Source organism: Georgenia soli (assembly GCF_002563695.1).
In the GTDB taxonomy this organism is placed as follows: Bacteria; Actinomycetota; Actinomycetes; order Actinomycetales; family Actinomycetaceae; genus Georgenia; species Georgenia soli.
Window position 1 is genome coordinate 3,145,181 of the sequence record NZ_PDJI01000004.1, and the last position, 19,455, is coordinate 3,164,635.

A 19,455-nucleotide genomic window follows, 5' to 3' on the forward strand; every position below is an offset into this window, starting at 1 on the left:
ATCGTCCCACGACCGGCGCTTCCGCGGGCTCGTGCGCACGAGCCTGCGCGGCGAAGGCCGTCCGGGATGGGAACATAGGGACCATGACTGCCCGACTCCTCGTGGTCGACGACGACACCGCCCTCGCCGAGATGATCGGCATCGTGCTCGAGGCAGAGGGCTTCGACACCGTTTTCTGCGCCGACGGCGCGCTGGCCCCGGACATGTTCCGCGCCGAGCAGCCCGACCTCGTCCTCCTCGACCTCATGCTCCCCGGCCTGGACGGCATCCAGATCTGCCGCATGATCCGGTCCGAGTCCGACGTCCCCATCGTCATGCTCACCGCCAAGTCCGACACGGTGGACGTCGTGGCCGGGCTCGAGGCCGGCGCGGACGACTACATCGCGAAGCCGTTCAAGCCCAAGGAGCTCGTCGCCCGGGTGCGTGCCCGGCTGCGTCGCCAGGAGCAGACCGAGCCGGAGCGGCTGCGCATCGGGGACCTGGAGATCGACGTCGCGGGCCACGAGGTCTCCCGCGACGGCGAGGTCATCTCCCTCACCCCGCTGGAGTTCGACCTCATCGTCGCGCTGGCCCGCAAGCCGTGGCAGGTCTTCACCCGCGAGGTGCTGCTGGAGCAGGTCTGGGGCTACCGGCACGCCGCCGACACCAGACTGGTCAACGTCCACGTCCAGCGGCTGCGCGCGAAGGTGGAGAAGGACCCCGAGCACCCCGAGGTCGTCGTGACCGTGCGCGGCGTCGGCTACCGGGCGGGGGCGCCCCAGGGGTGAGCGCCGACGTCTCGGGTCGGCCACCGGCCACGGGAGGACCCGGGGCCGGCACCGTCCCGCACCCGGCGGGGCCGGCGACCACTTACCGGCCGCGCTCCCGCGTGCGGCTGCGGGTCCGTCTGCGCCGGAAGTTCCTCCACCTGCTGCGCCGGTGGCGGTCCTCGCTGTCCGTGCGGGTGGTCGCCTCCACCGTGGTCGGCGGGCTGCTGGCGCTCGCGGTCATCGGCGGCGTGCTGACGCTGCAGATCCGCGACGGCCTCTACGACGAACGCGTCGGGCAGATGCTCGAGGACGCGGCGCTGCGTCAGCAGGACGCCCAGGAGACGTTCGACTCGGCGACGGCGACCACCAGCCAGCAGGTCCAGTCGGTGGCGAACGCCTGGATCCGCAATCTCGACACCGCGGGCTCCGGCGCGGTCGGCGCCCTGCTGATCCGCTCGCCGGGGGAGACGTCCGCCGTGACGATCGCCGACCTGGGCACCAACACGGGGATCGACCTGCGGGCGCTCGTCACGCCGGCGATGCGCACCGCCGTCGGCACGGAGGGCGGCCAGCACTGGCAACCCGTGCCGCTGCCCGGCCAGGGCGGCGACGCCCCGGGCATCGTCGTCGGCTCGACCGTCACCCTGCCCGCGGCCGGGACGTACGAGATGTACCTCGTCTACACGCTCCAGCCCGAGGAGGAGACGATCTCCCTGGTGCTGCGCGTGCTCGCCGTCGGCGCCGCCGCGCTCGTGGTGCTGCTCGGCGGGATGACGTGGGTGATCACCCGGTGGGTGCTGCGGCCCGTCAAGCAGGCCGCGTTCACGGCGGAGAGGCTGGCCGACGGCATGCTCGACGAACGCATGGACGTGCGCGGGCGCGACGAGCTCGCGCTGCTCGGGGAGTCCTTCAACGAGATGGCCGCGTCGTTGCAGCGCCAGATCGAGCGGATGGAGGAGCTCTCCCGGGTGCAGCAGCGCTTCGTCTCGGACGTCTCCCACGAGCTGCGCACGCCGCTGACCACCATCCGCATGGCGGGTGAGCTCATCCACGACGCCAAGGACTCCTTCGACCCGGCCGTGCGGCGCTCCGCCGAGCTCCTGCACGCCCAGCTCGACAGGTTCGAGTCGATGCTCGCCGACCTGCTGGAGATCTCCCGCTTCGACGCCGGGGCCGCCGTCCTGGACGTCGAGGAGCGCGACCTGCGCGAGCTGGTGCAGCGCGTCGTGGACCTCAACACCATCCTCGCCGACGCGAAGGGCTCGGAGGTGCGGGTGCACGCCCCGGACGCCCCCGCCACCGCCGACGTCGACCCCCGCCGGGTGGAGCGCGTGCTGCGCAACCTGCTCTCGAACGCGATCGAGCACGGTGAGGGCCGCCCCATCGACATCACCGTGGGGATGAACGCCTCCACCGTCGCCGTCCGGGTGCTCGACCACGGCGTCGGGATGGACGAGGAGGCCGCGGCGCACGTGTTCGACCGGTTCTGGCGGGCCGACCCCGCCCGCGCCCGCACCACCGGCGGTACCGGGCTCGGCCTGGCCATCGCCCTGGAGGACGCGCGCCTGCACGGCGGCGCCCTGCGCGCCTGGGGGCGCACCGGCGTCGGCGCCTCGTTCCTTCTCACCCTGCCCCGCCGGGCCGGGTCCGTGATGGGTGGGTCCCCGGTCCCGCTCTCGCCCGAGCACGACCCGTCGGGGACGACGACGCACGAGCTGGCCGGGCCCGGGGGCCCGGCGCCCCTCTCCGGACTCAGCGGGGACGCCCGATGAGCGCCGTCGCCCGCCGCCTCGGCCGCCGTCTGGGCCGCGGTCTGCTGACGCTGGTCGTGCTGGCCCTGGCGCTCGCCGGCTGCGCGGCCCTGCCCCGCTCCGGTCCCGTGACCGCCTCCGACCCCGACGTGCCGGTGCCCCGGGGGATCGGGTTCTTCGCCAGCGGCCCCCAGCCCGGGGCGTCCCCGGAGGAGATCGTCGACGGGTTCCTGACGGCGTCGTGGGCGGGGTACTCCGACGAGTTCCTCGTCGCCCGCGAGTTCCTCGCCGGGCCCGCCGTCGAGACGTGGCAGCCGCTCGAGCAGGTCCGGATCTACTCCGACGCGCCCGCCCCGCAGTTCAGCCGTGCCGACGACGGCGGCGTCCGTCTCAGCGTGACCGCCGAGGCCTCCCTCGACTCCGCGGGCCGCTACACCGAGGCGGCGCCCGGCACCACGATCGACGCCGACTTCACGCTGGCCCGCAACGGCGACGGGGAGTGGCGCATCATCGAGCTCGACGACGGCGTCCTGCTGCCCGCGGCGAACTTCCAGTCCGTCTACACCCGGGGCGCGCTGTACTTCCTCACGCCCGACCGCAGCGCCCTCGTGCCGGAGGTGCGCTGGTTCCCGCAGCAGAACCTGGCCACCTCGCTGGTCCGTGCGCTGCTCGACGGGCCCTCCTCCTGGCTCGCCCCCGGTGTGGTCAGCATGGTCCCGGTCGGCACGCGCATGAGGGTGGAGTCGGTCCAGGTGGCCGAGGGCACGGCACAGGTGGATCTGTCCGCGGACTCCCTCGCGGCGAAGGCCGACGAGCGGCCGCTGCTCTACGCCCAGCTGGACCGCACCCTGGACCAGGTCCCGGAGGTGCAGGACGTGGAGATCACCGCGGCCGGCGCCCCCTTCGAGCTCGAGGAGCCGGTGCCGGACCTGTCGGCCTACCCCTACATCGCGACCCCGCTCACCGTGGTCAGTGAGGGCCGGCTCGCGGACGTCGTCGGCGGCGAGGTGGTCCCGCGGCCGGGCGGGCAGCTCGCGGGCCTGACCCTGCACGACCCCGCCCTGGGGTACGAGCCGACGGCGCCGACCACCGTGGCCCTCGACGGGCCGGACCGCCTCGTCACCGTCCCGGCGGACGGGCAGCCGTTCGTGCTCACCGAGGGCACCAACCTCGTGCCGCCGTCGATGGACCGGCAGGGCTGGGCGTGGACCACACCGGCGCGATCGAACGGCGTGCTGCGCGCGGTGCGCGCCAACGGCGACACCGCCGACGTCGAGGCCCCCTGGCTCCAGAACGGCACGGTGCGCGCCCTGCGGGTCTCGCGGGAGGGCGCCCGCATCGTGGTGATCTGGGAGAGCGGGGGCGTGCCGGTGATCGACGTCGCCGCGGTGGTGCGGAACCCCGACGGGACACCCAGGGCGCTGGCCGAGCCGGTGAGGTTCGGGAACCGGCTCACCGACGCCGTCGACGTCGCCTGGGTGGAGGAGAGCACGGTGGCGGTGCTGGGCACCACGGCCGCGGAGCCGGTGCCGGCCGTCCACCTGCTCCCGCTCGGGGGCCCGGCCAACCGCCTGCCCGTCGTCGAGGGAGCCGTGTCCCTCACCGCCGGACGCGGGGACCGGTCGCTCGTCGTCGCGACGGAGGACGGTCGCCTGCACGAGCGCAACGGCCTCGGATGGCGGGTCCGGCTCAGCGACGTGTCCGACCCGGCCCTGCCGGGCTGACGGTCACCACCGCGGTGCCCTCCCCAGCGACGCCGGGGGCCAGGCCGTCCACAGGTCGTCCCGTTCCGTCGGCCCGGGAGCCGGCGCGTCCGGCAGCGTCGGCGGTGTGGACGTCCGCGCTGCGCTGACCGAGGCCCTCGGCCTCGTCCTGCCGGTGGAGTGCGCCGGGTGCGGCGCCTGGGACGTCGTGCTGTGCGGCGACTGCGCCCAGCTCCTGCGGCACCCGCCCGTGCGCTGCGAGGAGGACGCGGCGCTGCTGGCCGGCGGCGGCACGCTCCCGGTCCTGCCCACCTGGTCGCTCGGGGACTACCGCGGACCGATGCGCAACCTGGTGCTCGGGTGGAAGAACCACCGCCGTCAGGACGTGGCACCGGCCGTGCTCCAGGGGGCACGGGAGGCGGCACGGCGCTGGTCGGCCGACCCCGACCTGGTCGGGATGGTCCGACCCGGCGGCGGGCCGGGTGACGGCCCCCGCCACGAGGTCGACGTCGCCGTCGTCCCGGCCCCCTCGGGGTGGCGCCGCCGGCTCGCCCGGCGCCTCGTCGTCGCGGACCTCGCCGACGCCGTCGCGCAGGGCCTCGCCGCCGGCTGGCGGAGCACGCCACCGGACGGCGTCCGGGTCCGCCGGGTCCTGGTCGCCGACCTGCTGCGACGCCGCGGGGGCCGTGAGCACCAGGCCGGGATCGGTGCGCGCGGGCGCGTCGCCAACCGCGACGGCACCGTGGTGGCCCTGGCGGCGCTGCCGCCCGGGACGGTGGCGGTGGTGGTCGACGACGTCGTCACCACGGGGGCCACCCTCGCGGCCTGCGCCGCCGCGCTGCGGGCCGACGGCGCCCCCGTCGCGGGCGCGTTCGTGCTCGCCTCCACCCCGTCGCCCTCCCACCACGCCCCGAGGTTGGCGGGGTAGGACCTTGGACGTGTCGCTCGCGAGCGAATACGACTAGCGTGAGGTCATGGAGGACAGGTTCGGACCGCAGGACACGCGCGAGGTGGCGCGGACCCGGTCCGACGCGGGGGAGGTGGTCGCTCTTTCCGTCACCCGCCTTTGAAACCCGCGGGTATCACGAAGTCGAACGGGGGCGGCTGTCGCTCCCGTGTTCCCCAGGACCTAGGGAGGTCACCATGGAGATCGTCGTCAAGGGCCGTAACACCGAGATCGCCGACCGGTTCCGCAACCACGTGGAGGACAAGCTCGCCAAGATCGAGCAGTTCGCGCCACGCGCGCAGCGTGTCGAGGTCGAGCTGACCCACGAGCGCAACCCGCGCCAGGCGGACCAGGCGGAGAAGATCGAGATCACCGTGCGTGACAAGGGACCGGTGATCCGCGCCGAGGCCAAGGCCTCGGACCGCTACGGTGCCTTCGACATCGCCTCGGGCAAGCTGCTCGAGCGCCTGCGCCGCTCGCGAGACCGCCGCAAGAACCACCACCGCTACGCCACTCCGGCACCCGTCGACGAAGCACCCGTCGCGACGTCGGAGGAGACCTCGCAGGACCAGATGCCCGAGCGCCCCGTCCCCCCGACCGAGCCGGGGCAGAGCGTCGAGGCACAGCTGGGTGACTCGCCCGTCATCGTGCGCCAGAAGCTGCACGAGGCCCGCCCCATGACGGTGGACCAGGCGCTGTACGAGATGGAGCTCGTCGGGCACCCCTTCTTCCTCTTCATCGACGACGAGACCGGACAGCCCTGCGTGGTCTACCACCGCCACGGCTGGACCTACGGCGTGATCCGCCTGAACACGGTCGTCGCCGGGACCGACACCACGAACCACGTCCCCGAGCAGGTCACGGCCGGCGCGAACGGCTGACGCACGGCAGGCGCGAGGCCCACCGTCGCCGCGCGGCGGTGGGCCTCGCCGTGCCTCCCTCCCGTTCGCCGGTCCGCGCCGGCGCTCCTAGACTCCGGAAGATGACGGTGCGCGTCGGCATCTCGGGGTGGCGGTACCGCCCGTGGCGCGGCACGTTCTACCCGAAGGGCCTGCCGCAGCGGCGCGAGCTCGAGTTCGTCGCCGAGCGACTGCGCACGGTGGAGATCAACGGGTCCTTCTACTCCCTCCAGCGGCCGGAGAGCTACCGCTCCTGGTACGCGCAGACCCCGCCCGGCTTCGTCTTCGCCGTCAAGGGCGGCCGCTTCATCACGCACATGAAGAAGCTCGCCGGGATCGAGACTCCCCTCGCCAACTTCTTCGCCTCGGGCGTGCTGGCGCTGGGCGACAAGCTCGGTCCGGTGCTGTGGCAGCTGCCGCCCAACCTCGGCTACGACCCGGGCCGCCTCACGGCGTTCTTCGAGCGGCTGCCCCGCAGCACCGCGGACGCCGCCCGGCTGGCCGCGCAGCACGACGAGCGGCTCGACGGCCGTGCGCTGACCGAGGCGGTGGAGGACCGTCCGCTGCGCCACGCGCTGGAGGTCCGGCACGACAGCTTCCGCGACCCCGCCTTCACCGACCTGCTGCGCGCCCACGAGGTGGCCGTCGTCGTCGCGGACACCGCGGGACGGTGGCCGCTGATCGAGGAGGTGACCGCCGACTTCGTCTACGTCCGCCTGCACGGTGACGCCGAGCTCTACGTCAGCGGGTACGACGACGCCGCCCTGGACGCCTGGGCGGCCCGCATCCGGCGGTGGGACGAGGCCGGACGGGACGTGTACGTCTACTTCGACAACGACGTGAAGGTCCGTGCTCCGGTCGACGCGATCGCGCTGGCGGACCGGCTGGCGGACCTCGATCGCACGGAGGCGTGATGACCAGGACGGAGCGGCCGGGCGCGCAGGAGTGGGTGCCGCCCGAGGCGGGGGTGGACGCGCTGCGCGACGCGGCCCCGGGGTGCCGGGGCTGCGAGCTGTGGGCGGACGCGACCCAGGTGGTGTTCTCCGTCGGGTCCGAGCAGGCGCGCATCATGCTCGTCGGCGAGCAGCCCGGTGACCGGGAGGACCGCACGGGTGAACCGTTCGTCGGCCCGGCGGGCGACGTCCTCGACGACGCGCTCGAGGCCGCCGGGATCGACCGGGCCCGCGTCTACCTCACCAACGCCGTGAAGCACTTCCGCTTCACCGAGCGCGGCAAGCGGCGCATCCACAAGACGCCCGGCGTCGCCCACGTCGAGGCGTGCCACCCGTGGCTCGAGGCGGAGCTGGCCGCCGTCGGCCCGGAGGTCGTCGTCTGCCTGGGCGCCACGGCGGCACGCGCGGTGCTCGGGTACGACGTCCGTGTCGGCGAGGTCCGCGGCCAGGTCATCCCCGGCGACGACGGGACCCGGGTCGTCGTCACGACCCACCCGTCCGCGGTGCTCCGCCTGCGGGGCAGGCCCGGCTGGGACGAGGCCTTCGACGCCCTGGTGGAGGACCTGCGGACAGCGGCCGGGTGAGGCGCGACAGGCGGCTGCCGGCGCCGTCCTGCCGGGCCGTCCCGGGCGCCGTCGCCGGACGGTGTGGGCGGGGCACGGCAGGATGGCGGCCGTGAGCAGCGCTGCGGAGGTCGCGACGGCAACGGTGGTCGGCACGATGACGCCCGGGCAGGCGAGACGCACGGCCGTCGCCGCCCAGGGCCTCGACCGGCCGCGCCCGGCACCCGGGACCGCCACGATGGCTCACCTGCAGCGGGTGATCGACCGGATCGGGCTGCTGCAGATCGACTCGGTCAACGTCCTGGCCCGCGCGCACCTGCTGCCCGTGTTCTCCCGCCTCGGCCCGTACGACACCGCGCTGCTGGACCGGGCGAGCGGCCGGGCACCGCGCCGGCTCGTGGAGTACTGGGCGCACGAGGCGTCCTACGTGCCGCCGCGCACCTACCAGCTGCTGCGCTGGCGCATGGAGCAGCATCGCGAGCGAGGCCACTGGGGGCGCGAGCTCTCGCACCAACCGGGACTGGTGGAGGCCGTCCGGGACCTGGTCGCGGAGCACGGTCCCGTGACCGCGAGGGAGCTGCACACCCTGCTCGGTCACGAGCGGGGCCGCAAGGAGCACTGGGGCTGGAACTGGACCCCCGCCAAGCACGCCCTTGAGCACCTGTTCGAGATCGGCGAGGTGGCGGCCGCCGGGCGCAGCTCGCAGTTCGAGCGTGCCTACGACCTGACCGAGCGGGTGCTGCCGCCCGAGGTGCTCGCCTCCCCGGTGCCGGAGCGGTCCGACGCCGTCCGGGAGCTGGTGCGCATCGCCGCCCGGGCGCACGGGGTCGCGACGCTGCGGTGCCTCGCCGACTACTTCCGGCTCCGCAGCGACGCCACGGCGCGCGCGGTCGCCGAGCTGGTGGAGGAGGGGACGTTGCTGCCGGTGCGGGTCACGGGTCTTGACCGGGCGGCCTACCTGCACGCGGACGCACGGGTGCCGCGCCGGACCACCGCCCGGGCGCTGCTGGCCCCGTTCGACCCGCTCGTCTTCGAGCGTCGGCGCCTCCTGGACCTGTGGGGGATGCACTACCGGATCGAGATCTACACGCCCCGGGCCAGGCGCACGCACGGCTACTACGTGCTGCCGTTCCTGCTGGGCGAGCACCTGGTCGCGCGGGTGGACCTCAAGGCGGACCGGGGCGGCGGCGTCCTGCGGGTCCGGGCCGCCCACGCCGAGTCGCCGGGCGACGTGCCGGGGCTGGTGCGGAGCGGGTCGGCGGCGTGGCCCACGGCGGACGACGTCGTCGCCGCCCTGGCGGCCGAGCTCGCGGAGGTCGCGGCATGGCTGGGACTTGACGACGTCGTCGTCGACGAGGACGCCGGCGGGGACCTGGCGGGGGAGCTGGCCCGGCGGACGCCGGGCTGAGCCCCGGTTTCGTGCTCGGCTCGTCCGCAGGCTGCGCGCGGGCCGAAGGCCGGTGCGCCTACCATGGTGCCGGGTGCGCCCTGCCGTGGGCGGCCCCGCCGAGGTGGACGCCCCGGCGGAGACGAACGATCAGGAGTGCTGCGTGCCTGCGATCCTCGACAAGATCCTCCGGATGGGCGAGGGCCGCGTCCTCAGGAAGCTCACCGCCATGGCGGCCCAGGTCGACGCGCTGGAGGACTCCTTCTCCGCGCTCACCGACGCGGAGCTTCGTGAGGAGACGGACCGCTTCAAGGCCCGCCTCGCCGACGGCGAGTCCCTCGACGACCTGCTCCCCGAGGCCTTCGCCACCGTGCGCGAGGCGTCGTCGCGCACGCTCGGGCAGCGCCACTACACCGTCCAGGTCATGGGCGGTGCCGCGCTGCACCTGGGCAACATCGCCGAGATGAAGACCGGTGAGGGCAAGACGCTGGTGGCCACCCTGCCCAGCTACCTCAACGCGCTGACGGGCAAGGGTGTCCACGTCGTCACGGTCAACGACTACCTCGCCGGGTACCAGAGCGAGCTCATGGGGCGCGTGTACCGCTTCCTCGGCATGACGACCGGGACGGTGCTGTCCGGGCAGACGCCCGACGAGCGTCGCAAGCAGTACGCCGCCGACATCACGTACGGCACCAACAACGAGTTCGGCTTCGACTACCTGCGCGACAACATGGCGTGGACGGTCGACGAGCTGGTCCAGCGCGGGCACCACTTCGCCATCGTCGACGAGGTGGACTCGATCCTGATCGACGAGGCCCGGACCCCGCTCATCATCTCCGGCCCGGCCTCCGGGGACGTCAACAAGTGGTACGCCGAGTTCGCCCGCCTCGCCACCCGCCTCAAGCGCGAGGAGGACTACGAGGTCGACGAGAAGAAGCGCACCATCGGCGTGCTCGAGCCCGGCATCGAGAAGGTCGAGGACTACCTCGGCATCGAGAACCTGTACGAGTCCCTCAACACCCCGCTGATCGGCTTCCTCAACAACGCCGTGAAGGCCAAGGAGCTCTTCAAGCGCGACAAGGACTACATCGTCAAGAACGGCGAGGTGCTCATCGTCGACGAGCACACCGGCCGCGTGCTCGCCGGCCGCCGCTACAACGAGGGCATGCACCAGGCGATCGAGGCCAAGGAGGGCGTGGCGATCAAGGCCGAGAACCAGACCCTCGCCACGATCACCCTGCAGAACTACTTCCGCCTCTACGACAAGCTCTCCGGCATGACCGGAACGGCCGAGACCGAGGCCGCCGAGTTCGCCAGCACCTACAAGATCGGTGTCGTCCCGATCCCGACCAACAAGCCGATGCAGCGCATCGACCAGTCGGACTACATCTACAAGGGCGTCAAGCAGAAGTACACCGCCATCGTCGAGGACATCGCCGAGCGGCACGAGAAGGGCCAGCCGGTCCTCGTGGGCACGACGAGCGTGGAGAAGTCCGAGCTCCTCTCGTCGCTGCTCAAGAAGAAGGGGATCCCGCACCAGGTCCTCAACGCCAAGCAGCACGAGCGCGAGGCGGCGGTCGTGGCCATGGCCGGGCGCAAGGGTGCCGTCACCGTCGCCACCAACATGGCCGGCCGCGGTACGGACATCATGCTGGGCGGCAACGCCGAGTTCATCGCCATCGCGGCGCTGAAGGAGCGCGGTCTGGACCCGGCCGAGACCCCCGAGGAGTACGAGGCCGCGTGGCCCGAGGCGCTCGCGGCCGCCAAGGAGGCCGTGGCGGCGGAGCACAACGAGGTCGTCGCGCTGGGTGGGCTCTACGTGCTGGGCACGGAGCGGCACGAGTCGCGTCGCATCGACAACCAGCTGCGCGGCCGCTCCGGCCGTCAGGGCGACCCGGGGGAGTCGCGGTTCTACCTCTCCCTCGAGGACGACCTCATGCGCCTGTTCAACTCCGGGCTGGCCATGCGCGTCATGGACTCCGCGTCCTACCCCGACGACATGCCGCTGGAGCACAAGTTCGTCTCCAAGGGCATCCAGAGCGCCCAGGGACAGATCGAGGCCCGCAACTTCGAGATCCGGAAGAACGTCCTCAAGTACGACGACGTCCTGTCGCGTCAGCGCACCGTCGTCTACGAGGAGCGCCGCCGGGTGCTCGAGGGCGAGGACCTGGAGGACCAGGTCAAGGGCTTCATGGACGACGTCGTGGCGAACCTGGTCGCCGAGTTCACCTCCGAGGGCACGCCGGAGAGCTGGGACCTCGACGGGCTGTGGAACGAGCTGAGGAACACCTACCCGGTCTCCATCACTCCCGAGGACATCGTCGCCGAGGCCGGCAACGCGACCCGCGTCAGCGCCGAGATGCTGGTCGAGGAGCTCCAGTCCGACATCCGGCTCGCCTACGAGGCGCGCGAGGCCGAGCTCGGCGAGGAGGTCATGCGGCAGCTGGAGCGCCGTGTGGTGCTCTCCGTGCTCGACCGCAAGTGGCGCGAGCACCTGTACGAGATGGACTACCTCAAGGAGGGCATCGGGCTGCGCGCCATGGCGCAGCGCGACCCGCTCGTCGAGTACCAGCGTGAGGGCTACCAGCTCTTCCAGGCGATGAACGAGGCCATCAAGGAGGAGTCGGTCCAGTACCTGTTCAACCTCGAGATCAGGCGTCCGGACCAGGAGGAGGCGCCGTCCGGCCCGGTGGTGACCGCGGCCTCCGCGGCCACGACCGCGGCCGGCGCCCGCGCCGGTGCGACGGCACCGAAGGCGGCCGCAGCCGCTCCGGCGGCCGGTACGGGCGCCGACGAGCCCGACCTGCTGGGCCTCGAGGCGCCCGCGCGTCCGACCCGGCTGAGCTACTCGGCCTCCGCGCTCGACGGGAACCCGACCAGCGGCCCCGCGGCCGTCGCGGCGGAGCAGGACGGCGTCGCGCCCGTCGCGCAGAACCGCGAGGCGCGCCGGGCGGCCGCGAAGGCGGCCCGCAAGCAGCAGTGAGCCGGTGACCGGACGGCGAGGGGCCCGATCCTGCACACGCAGGGCGGGCCCTTCGTCGTCCCTCCGGGTTGTGGGCAGGACCACATCGCGGTGGCATGGAGGTGGAATAGAGACCTAGGTCCTGCTGTTGGCACCGGTGTACATGCAAATGCATCGATCTTGAGGGGCTCATCATGCAGTTCGGAATCTTCACGGTCAGTGATGTCACGACCGACCCGACGACCGGCCGGACGCCGGACGACACGGAGCGGGTGCGGGCGATCCTGAAGATCGCGCAGCACGCGGACCAGGCGGGACTGGACGTCTTCGCCACCGGTGAGCACCACAACCCGCCGTTCGTGGCGTCCTCGCCCACGACGATGCTCGGTTACCTGGCCGGGACGACGAAGAACATCGTCCTGTCGACGTCGACCACGCTGATCACCACCAACGACCCGGTGAAGATCGCCGAGGACTACGCGATGCTCCAGGTGATCTCCGACGGGCGGATGGACCTGATGATGGGCCGCGGCAACACCGGGCCCGTCTACCCCTGGTTCGGGAAGGACATCCGGCAGGGCATCAACCTCGCGATCGAGAACTACGCGCTGCTGCGCCGCCTGTGGGAGGAGGAGGTGGTGAACTGGCAGGGCAAGTTCCGCACGCCGCTGCAGGGCTTCACCGCGACCCCCCGCCCGCTGGACGGGGTGCCGCCGTTCGTGTGGCACGGCTCCATCCGGTCCCCGGAGATCGCCGAGCAGGCCGCCTACTACGGCGACGGTTTCTTCCACAACAACATCTTCTGGCCGATCTCGCACACCACCCGGATGGTCAACTACTACCGCCAGCGCTTCGAGCACTACGGCCACGGCACGGCGGACCAGGCGATCGTCGGGCTCGGCGGGCAGTTCTTCGCCCGGAAGAACTCCCAGGACGCCAAGCGCGAGTTCCGCCCGTACTTCGACAACGCGCCGGTCTACGGGCACGGGCCGTCGATGGAGGAGTTCACCGCGGAGACGCCTCTCACGGTCGGCTCGCCGCAGGAGATCATCGACCGCTACGCGACGATGCGCGAGCACGTGGGGGACTACCAGCGCCAGCTGTTCCTCATCGACCACGCCGGTCTCCCGCTGAAGACGGTGCTGGAGCAGATCGACATCCTGGCCGAGGAGATCGTGCCGGCCCTGCGCAAGGAGAACGAGTCCAAGCGTCCGGCGCACGTGCCGTCGAACGCGCCCAGCCACGCCGAGCGTGTCGCCAAGGCTCGCGAGGCCGGCAAGGTCACCGGCGGCCACGTCGCAGGTCAGGACAGGTGGACGGGCAGCACGGCCGAGGACGACGCCGCCGCGGCGGCTGCCAAGGGTGCGGCGTTCGGGCTCTGAGCCGCCGACAAGACGGCGGCCGGCGCCGCCACAGGCAGAGAAGACTTTCGGAACTGAGGAGAACACATGAGTGAGCGGACCATCGTGGCCGTCTCGGCCGGGCTGGGGCAGCCCTCGTCCACCCGGCTGCTGGCCGACCGGCTGTCCGAGGCCGCGGTCGCCGAGCTGCAGGCCAGGGGCGTGGGAGCCACCGTGGAGAACGTCGAGCTGCGCGACGTGGCCCACGAGATCGTCAACGCCATGCTGACCGGCTTCCCCACCGGTGCGTTGCGCGAGGTGATGGAGAAGGTGACAGGCGCCGACGGGCTCGTGCTCGTCACCCCGTTGTTCACCACGACCTACTCGGGGCTCTTCAAGTCCTTCGTCGACATCCTCGACAAGGACTCCCTGACGGACATGCCGGTCCTGCTCGGCGCGACCGGGGGCACCCCGCGCCACTCCCTGGCGCTGGAGTACTCCATGCGGCCGCTGATGACCTACCTTCGTGCTGACGTCGTCACCACCTCGGTCTTCGCCGCCACCGACGACTGGGCCGGGGAGGCCGACACGGTCAACCCGCTGCCGTCGCGCATCCGCCGGGCGGGCCGTGAGCTCGCGGAGAAGGTCGCGGCGCGGCAGAACGCCGGACCGGCGGACCTCTACGAGGACGTCCCGACGTTCGACCAGATGTTCAACGGGCGCTGAGGGCAGACCTGTCCAGGTCTGACCGGCGGTCGGCGCTCCTGCGCCGGAGGCCACACTCCTGAAGGGGTGTGGCCCTCGGTGTCCCCCGGACCCGTTGCCCGTGACGGTGCCGGTGATCAGCCGATCTCCAGGGCCGTCGCGCGCCAGCGGCCGCGATGGACCTCGAGCCGGACCGCGGCCGCCCGCAGGTGGTTGCCGTCGTGCACGACCACAGACGCCTCGACGACGCCGGGGACCACGCGGCAGACGTGCACCCGCCGGACCGCCGCCCGTCGGGCAACCGCAGGGCGGCCGAGGATGCGGACCGCCAGGCCGGCGCGTCGGGCGAGCGACTCGTAGAGCTCGGCGGACAGCCAGCGGGCCAGCTGCGCCGGGGGGCGGATCCCGCACAGCGCCTCGACCGCCGACCGGACCAGGGCGCCCGCCCACTGCCCGGGATCGGGGAGCAGGTCCTCGTCCACGTCGGGGTCAACTCGCTCCAGGTCTCTGGCGCACGGCGTGGCGGCGGGCCCGGCGAAGCGCACGCGGTCCCAGGGGTTGGCCAGCGACGTCCTCGGCGTCCCGTCCGTTCCGGGCCCCTGGGCCCGTCTGACTCCGGGCCGGGTCCCGCCCGGGACAGGTGGGCGGGTCAGGGTGGTCACGCTCATGATGCCTCCTCATCGGGGACGTGCAGCAGCTGGCCGGGATGGATCAGGTGGGGGTCGGGGCCCACGTCGGAGCGGTTCGCGGCGTACCAGCGGGGCCAGGCCAGGGCGACGTCGGCGTCCGCCGGTGCCGGGCCGAGATGCGCCTCGGCGATCGACCACAGCGAGTCGCCGGGCTGGACCAGGTACGTCGACCGTTGCCCGCCCGAGGCGCTGCCTGCGGACGGGCTGCCTGCGGACGGGCTGCCCGTGGAGGGGCTGCCCTCGGAGGGGCCACCGGCTGAGGGGTCTGAGGGGGCCTGTCCTGCCGCAGGCGGTGCGAGTGCGGGGGTGGTGGCTCGCTCCGCCGTCGTCGGAGCGGAGGTGCCGCGGGGAGCGGCATGTGCGGACGGCGAGTCCCGGCCGGACCGTGCTGACGGTTCCGCGGTCGCCGAGGTCCGTGCCGCGGGCTCCTCGGTCGTCGCCGCCAGTGGCGGTGGCGCCGTGGTCGGCGGGGAGGTGCTCGCCGGGGAAGGACTGGTCTCTCCGCCGGCCGGCCCGTCCGCCGTCGTGCGAATCGCCGCGCCGAGCTGCGCTCCGACCGGAGGGGGTGTCGAAGGGGTGCTCGCCCCCCAGCCGAGATCCTGGGGCAGCGGCGCCTCGTGCGCCGACTGGGCGGCACCGGCCGCGCCGACGGACAGGCTGAGGCTCGCGCCCGCCGCCATCGTGGAGAGCAGGGTTCGCCGCAGAAGGGGAAATCCCCACCGGCGGACGGCGCGTTCGAGGCCGGCGGTACCAGCTCCGACCGTTCGCGCGAGGAGGGCGGCGACGACCGCGGTGCACGTGGCGAAGTACCAGGCTGCGGCGGCGCAACCCGCCCAGAGCAGCAGCACGGACACGACGTCGGCGAGGTCGCCGACGTCGACGGCACCGGTCGAGAGAACCTTTCCGGCCGCGAGGGCCCGTGCGGCGAGCCACGCTCCGAGGGGACCTGTGACCGCCAGGCCGACCGCCGGCCCGAGCGTCGGGTGTCGTCTCTCCGCAACCGCCATGCCATCCCCCTTGATGCCTGATCGTGCAGTTTGATGCAGTTTGAGATGTGGTGACGTAGGTCTATCGGAGGTCATCAGTTCTGTAAACCCCCGGGCGCCGGCCCTGTGGACTGCTCGGTGCCCGCTCGACGAGGTGGGAACCACTGACGCCGACGCGGACGACCGCCGGCGCGGACGACCCGCCGGCGGCGATTCCGGCGGTGCGCCGGAGTCCCGTACCGTGCGCACATGCGGTGGGAAGCGCTGTTCGAGGACCTGCAGGCGCAGCTTGAGGCGGCGGAACGCGCGGAGGACGACGAGCTCGTCGCCGAGCTCACCGAGGCGGAGATGGGCGGGACCACGCTCGCCGACCGTCTCCGGGCACGCCTCGGCGCAGACGTCCGGCTACGTCTGCGGTCCGGGATCGACGTGACGGGCACGGTGCTGGACGCGGCGCCCCAGTGGCTGCTCGTCGGGGACCCGCAGGAGCGCCGTCACCTCGTACCGACGGAGGCCGTCCAGGCGGCCTGGCCGCTCGGGCCGGTGGCGCCCGAGGCCGGCACGGTCGAGAAGCACCTGCGCATCACCCACGCGCTCCGGGCGCTGGCCCGCGAGGGCGCGCGCGTGCGCGTCCGGTGCGACGCCGGCGACTACACCGGGTGGCTCACCCGCGTGGGGGCCGACCATGTGGACGTGCGCCCCGAACCGCCGGCGCCGGCGACGGTCACCGTGGCCCTCGCCGCGGTCGTCCTCGTCAGCACGCTCTGACAGCCGGCCTACGACCGCTGCTCGGCCTCGATCCGCGCACGCGTGCGGGCGTACTGCTCCTGGATGTACTCCTCGAGCGCCGAGGACTCCACACGCCACTGGTTGCGGCCACCGACCTGGATGGCGCGCAGCTCGCCCGAGCGCACGAGCACGCGGACCTGTGCGACGGAGACCGCCAGCTCCTCGGCCACGTCCGCAAGGGTCAGGAATCGCTGCGCCATGGCCACATCATCGCACCAGGTCCGTGGGGAAGCGGCGGCACCGTGGGCACCTGTGGACGGAGAACTCCGGCAATATGCTGCCCGGGGCACGATGAGGCCCGTGAGCAAGCAGGGGGCGTGGATGAACACGGAAGAGCTGCCGCAGGCGCGCAGGCTGCGCCGACCCACCTGGCGCGACCCGCGACTCGGCGTGGGGATCCTCCTCGTCGCCGCCTCGGTGGCGCTCGGCACCTGGGCCGTGCGCGACGCCGCGGCCACCGTCGAGGTGTACGCCGCGCGCGACGCGCTCACCCCGGGCGACGTGGTCGACACGGAGTCGCTGGCCGTCCGTGAGGTGCGGCTCGGTGACGACGAGGCTCTCTACCACCTCGTCGCCGACGGCCTGCCCGACGGCGCTGTCGTCACCCGCACCGTGGGTGCCGGTGAGCTGGTGCCCCGTTCCGCAGTCGGGGAGGCGGGTGCCGTCGACCTGCGTCCCGTCGTCGTCCCGCTCGGCCTCGCCGTCCCGGCCGACCTGGGGCCGGGGACCGTGGTGGACCTCTGGCTCTCCCCTCCGGCCCCGGTGGGAGGGATCGGGCAGGAGGCGGCGGTCCCGGAGCCGACGCTCGTCGCCGCGGAGCTCGTCGTCGCGGAGGTGGCGCGGGACGACTCTGTGCTCAGCGGCTCGACGGGGACCTCGGTCGAGCTCCTGGTCCCGAGGCTCGACCTGCCCGACGTGCTCGGCGCACTCTCCTCCGACGGCCAGCTCGTGGCGGTCCCGACCTTCGTCGGCGCCGACCCCGGCGCGGCCGACGAGCAGGGCGACGCCGCGTGAGCGTGGGGGTCCTGATCGCTCTCGACGGGGCCGTCGAGAGCGAGGTCGTGCGGCTGCTCGACGCACCGGGCTCCGGCGTGCGCGTGGTGCGACGCTGCGCCGACGTGCCGGAGGTGCTCGCTGCCGCCGCGGCAGGGCTCGGGCGCATCGCCGTGCTCGACGCCGAGCTGCCGGGCGTGGACCTCGCCGTCGTCTCCCGCCTGCGTGCCGCAGGCGTGCGCACCCTGATCGTGACCGCCCCGGACCAGGCGGAGCGCTGCCGCTCGCTGGGCCCAGACGTCGTCGAGCCGGCGGGTGGGCCGACGGCGCTCGCGGACGCGGTGGTCTCGCTCGCCCGTCGCGGCGATGCACCGCACGACGGCGAGGCGGCGAACGGCCCGCCGGCCGCCGACAAGGCGGACCGGCGAGCTGCCGCCCGATCGGCGCAGACCGCGGCGGGCGTCGGCGTCGCCTCCGGCGAGAGTGGGACGGCGGCGGACGTGAGCGCGCGACGGGAGCACGCGGTGCCGGCTCCCGGGTCCACGCCGGACGGACCGCTGCCGGAGGGACTGCTTCGCGACGCGCCGCCACCGGGCCGCCGGGGCTCGGCCGACGAGAGCGGGACGGGAGCGCCCGGGGCGGTCGCGGACGAGCACCGGCCCGGACGGCTCGTGGTGGTCTGGGGACCGCCCGGCGCGCCGGGGCGGACGACCCTGGCGGTGACGTTGGCCGCGGAGCTCGCCGCGCTGGCCGGGACCGTGAACCTGATCGACGCGGACACCGAGGCGCCGTCCGTCACGCAGGTCCTGGGCATCCTCGACGACGCCTCGGCGGTGGCCGCCGTCGCCCGCCAGGCGCTCAACGGCAGGCTCGACCCCACGGTGCTGCGACGGTTGTGCCCGGTCGTCGACGGGAACATCCATGTCATGACCGGTCTCACCCGTGCGGACAGGTGGCGCGAGCTTCCTTCGGCGGCTCTGGAGGTGGTGTGGGACGTCGCCCGTGCCTCGGCCCCGTGGACGGTGGTCGACACCGGGGCGACCCTGGACGGCGATCCCGACGGGAGCTACGGGCCCCGGCGTCACGAGGCCACGGCGTCCGCCCTGGCGGCGGCGGACGTCGTCGTGGTCGTCGGTGCCGGCGAGCCGGTCGGCATGCGCCGGCTCGTCATGGCGCTCGGCGAGCTGGCCGACGCCGAGCTGCTGGGGCCGGGCACGACCCGCACCGTGGTGGTGAACCGGGTCCGTGCCTCGGCGGCGGGTCCGTCACCGTCCCGGTCGGTGCACGAGGCGCTCGCCCGGTTCGCGGGGGTCGGCGACGCCGTTCTCGTCCCGGACGACCGGCCCGCGCTGGACAGGGCCTTCCTGCAGGGCAGGACGCTGACGCAGGTCGCCCCGGCGTCACCCGCACGGCGTGCGGTCCAGGAGCTCGCCCACCGCCTCGCGGGCGAACGTCCGCGCCGTGCCCGACGACGGGGCGTCGGCGCGCTCCTCCGGGCCCGCTGAGGCACCTGACACACTGAGCCCCATGCGCCTGTACCTGCCAGCGACAGCCACGGACCTGCTCAAGAAGGACGGCCTCGCCCCGCGCTGGGCGCATGCGGTCACGGGCGCCCTGCGCGCGGAGCTGCCCGACGAGGACGACGAGGGGCTGGAGATGGCGGCGACGCTCGCCGCCGCCGACGAGTCCGTGGGACTCATCGCCGGGGACGGTTCCGTGCCGCGCAGGGTCGTGGTGGTGGCGGACGTCCCGGACGGCGCCGTCGAGGTGCCGGAGGTTCTTGGCGAGGAGCAGCTGCCCACGGCCGTCGAGGTGGTGTCCCCGGTCGGGTGGGACCTCGTGGTCTCGCTGCACGTGGACGAGCAGGGCGCCGTGGCGGACGTCCGGGACGCCGCCGCGGGTGACGACGACGCGCTCGAACGGGCCGCCGAGCGTGACCTGCTCTGGTACGACGTCGTCGAGCTGGACGACCTCCGCCGCGAGCTCTCGGCGGAAGCTCCGTAGCGCTCGCCGCAGAGTTCAGTGGCGGTCGATGACCGT

The 19,455-nt window shown here is 73.4% G+C and carries 18 protein-coding genes; 15 read left to right on the forward strand and 3 right to left on the reverse strand.

Translation table 11 applies throughout. The annotated features are described in order from the left end of the window. Window positions 1–83: 83 nt before the first annotated feature. The 11 genes from mtrA (at window position 84) to ATJ97_RS15595 (ending at window position 13,979) form a co-directional block, all read left to right on the forward strand. A complete protein-coding gene (mtrA, locus tag ATJ97_RS15545) occupies window positions 84–767 on the forward strand; it encodes an MtrAB system response regulator MtrA (RefSeq protein ID WP_098484512.1) in 684 nt (227 codons plus the stop codon). After that, on the forward strand, window positions 764–2,521 hold the full coding sequence (gene mtrB, locus ATJ97_RS15550) for an MtrAB system histidine kinase MtrB (protein ID WP_098484513.1): 1,758 nt from the start codon (window positions 764–766) through the stop codon (window positions 2,519–2,521). Before mtrA ends, mtrB begins: the two co-directional genes overlap by 4 nt. Next, window positions 2,518–4,224, forward strand: coding sequence for an LpqB family beta-propeller domain-containing protein (locus ATJ97_RS15555; protein WP_098484514.1), 1,707 nt, complete (start codon window positions 2,518–2,520; stop codon window positions 4,222–4,224). The genes mtrB and ATJ97_RS15555 overlap by 4 nt, the downstream gene beginning before the upstream one ends. Window positions 4,225–4,330: 106 nt before the next feature. Next, window positions 4,331–5,131: a phosphoribosyl transferase gene (locus ATJ97_RS15560; protein ID WP_098484515.1), complete on the forward strand. Its 801-nt coding sequence runs from the start codon at window positions 4,331–4,333 to the stop codon at window positions 5,129–5,131. A gap of 215 nt (window positions 5,132–5,346) precedes the next feature. Further along, window positions 5,347–6,030 (forward strand): ribosome hibernation-promoting factor, HPF/YfiA family, encoded by a 684-nt coding sequence (gene hpf, locus ATJ97_RS15565; RefSeq protein ID WP_098484516.1) that lies wholly within the window; start codon window positions 5,347–5,349, stop codon window positions 6,028–6,030. A 101-nt stretch (window positions 6,031–6,131) separates the two neighbouring features. After that, on the forward strand, window positions 6,132–6,962 hold the full coding sequence (locus ATJ97_RS15570; RefSeq protein WP_098484517.1) for a DUF72 domain-containing protein: 831 nt from the start codon (window positions 6,132–6,134) through the stop codon (window positions 6,960–6,962). Continuing rightward, a complete protein-coding gene (locus ATJ97_RS15575; RefSeq protein ID WP_098484518.1) occupies window positions 6,962–7,585 on the forward strand; it encodes a UdgX family uracil-DNA binding protein in 624 nt (207 codons plus the stop codon). The genes ATJ97_RS15570 and ATJ97_RS15575 overlap by 1 nt, the downstream gene beginning before the upstream one ends. Before the next feature lie 136 nt (window positions 7,586–7,721). Next, on the forward strand, window positions 7,722–8,972 hold the full coding sequence (locus ATJ97_RS15580) for a winged helix-turn-helix domain-containing protein (protein WP_098485529.1): 1,251 nt from the start codon (window positions 7,722–7,724) through the stop codon (window positions 8,970–8,972). Between the two features lie 142 nt (window positions 8,973–9,114). Continuing rightward, complete coding sequence (gene secA / locus ATJ97_RS15585) at window positions 9,115–11,934, forward strand: preprotein translocase subunit SecA (protein WP_098485530.1); 2,820 nt, start codon at window positions 9,115–9,117, stop codon at window positions 11,932–11,934. 173 nt (window positions 11,935–12,107) lie between these two features. Then, entirely contained in the window at window positions 12,108–13,295 is a 1,188-nt protein-coding gene (locus tag ATJ97_RS15590; protein ID WP_098484519.1) for an LLM class flavin-dependent oxidoreductase, read from the forward strand. Between the two features lie 66 nt (window positions 13,296–13,361). After that, window positions 13,362–13,979: an FMN reductase gene (locus tag ATJ97_RS15595; protein ID WP_098484520.1), complete on the forward strand. Its 618-nt coding sequence runs from the start codon at window positions 13,362–13,364 to the stop codon at window positions 13,977–13,979. Window positions 13,980–14,095: 116 nt separating this feature from the next. Here ATJ97_RS15595 and ATJ97_RS20115 read toward each other — a convergent pair whose 3' ends face one another. Next, a complete protein-coding gene (locus ATJ97_RS20115; RefSeq protein WP_211287257.1) occupies window positions 14,096–14,626 on the reverse strand; it encodes an Rv3235 family protein in 531 nt (176 codons plus the stop codon). Continuing rightward, window positions 14,623–15,654, reverse strand: coding sequence for a LysM peptidoglycan-binding domain-containing protein (locus tag ATJ97_RS15605; protein ID WP_098484521.1), 1,032 nt, complete (start codon window positions 15,652–15,654; stop codon window positions 14,623–14,625). The genes ATJ97_RS20115 and ATJ97_RS15605 overlap by 4 nt, the downstream gene beginning before the upstream one ends. Before the next feature lie 228 nt (window positions 15,655–15,882). On the opposite strand from ATJ97_RS15605, the gene ATJ97_RS15610 reads away from it, so the two are divergent. Then, window positions 15,883–16,401, forward strand: a complete 519-nt coding sequence (locus ATJ97_RS15610) for a hypothetical protein (protein ID WP_098484522.1) — start codon at window positions 15,883–15,885, stop codon at window positions 16,399–16,401. Between the two features lie 8 nt (window positions 16,402–16,409). Here the strand turns inward: ATJ97_RS15610 and ATJ97_RS15615 are convergent, their stop codons facing one another. Then, entirely contained in the window at window positions 16,410–16,622 is a 213-nt protein-coding gene (locus ATJ97_RS15615; protein ID WP_098484523.1) for a helix-turn-helix domain-containing protein, read from the reverse strand. Between the two features lie 100 nt (window positions 16,623–16,722). Here ATJ97_RS15615 and ATJ97_RS15620 point away from each other — a divergent pair, with 100 nt between their 5' ends. From ATJ97_RS15620 to ATJ97_RS15630, 3 genes are read left to right on the forward strand one after another with little or no spacing between them, the layout of a single operon-like run. Then, complete coding sequence (locus tag ATJ97_RS15620) at window positions 16,723–17,436, forward strand: hypothetical protein (RefSeq protein WP_245862625.1); 714 nt, start codon at window positions 16,723–16,725, stop codon at window positions 17,434–17,436. Beyond that, entirely contained in the window at window positions 17,433–18,920 is a 1,488-nt protein-coding gene (locus ATJ97_RS15625; RefSeq protein ID WP_143427046.1) for a CpaE/TadZ family protein, read from the forward strand. Before ATJ97_RS15620 ends, ATJ97_RS15625 begins: the two co-directional genes overlap by 4 nt. A 22-nt stretch (window positions 18,921–18,942) precedes the next feature. Then, a complete protein-coding gene (locus tag ATJ97_RS15630) occupies window positions 18,943–19,419 on the forward strand; it encodes a DUF6912 family protein (RefSeq protein WP_098485533.1) in 477 nt (158 codons plus the stop codon). The last annotated feature ends 36 nt before the right edge of the window (window positions 19,420–19,455 follow it).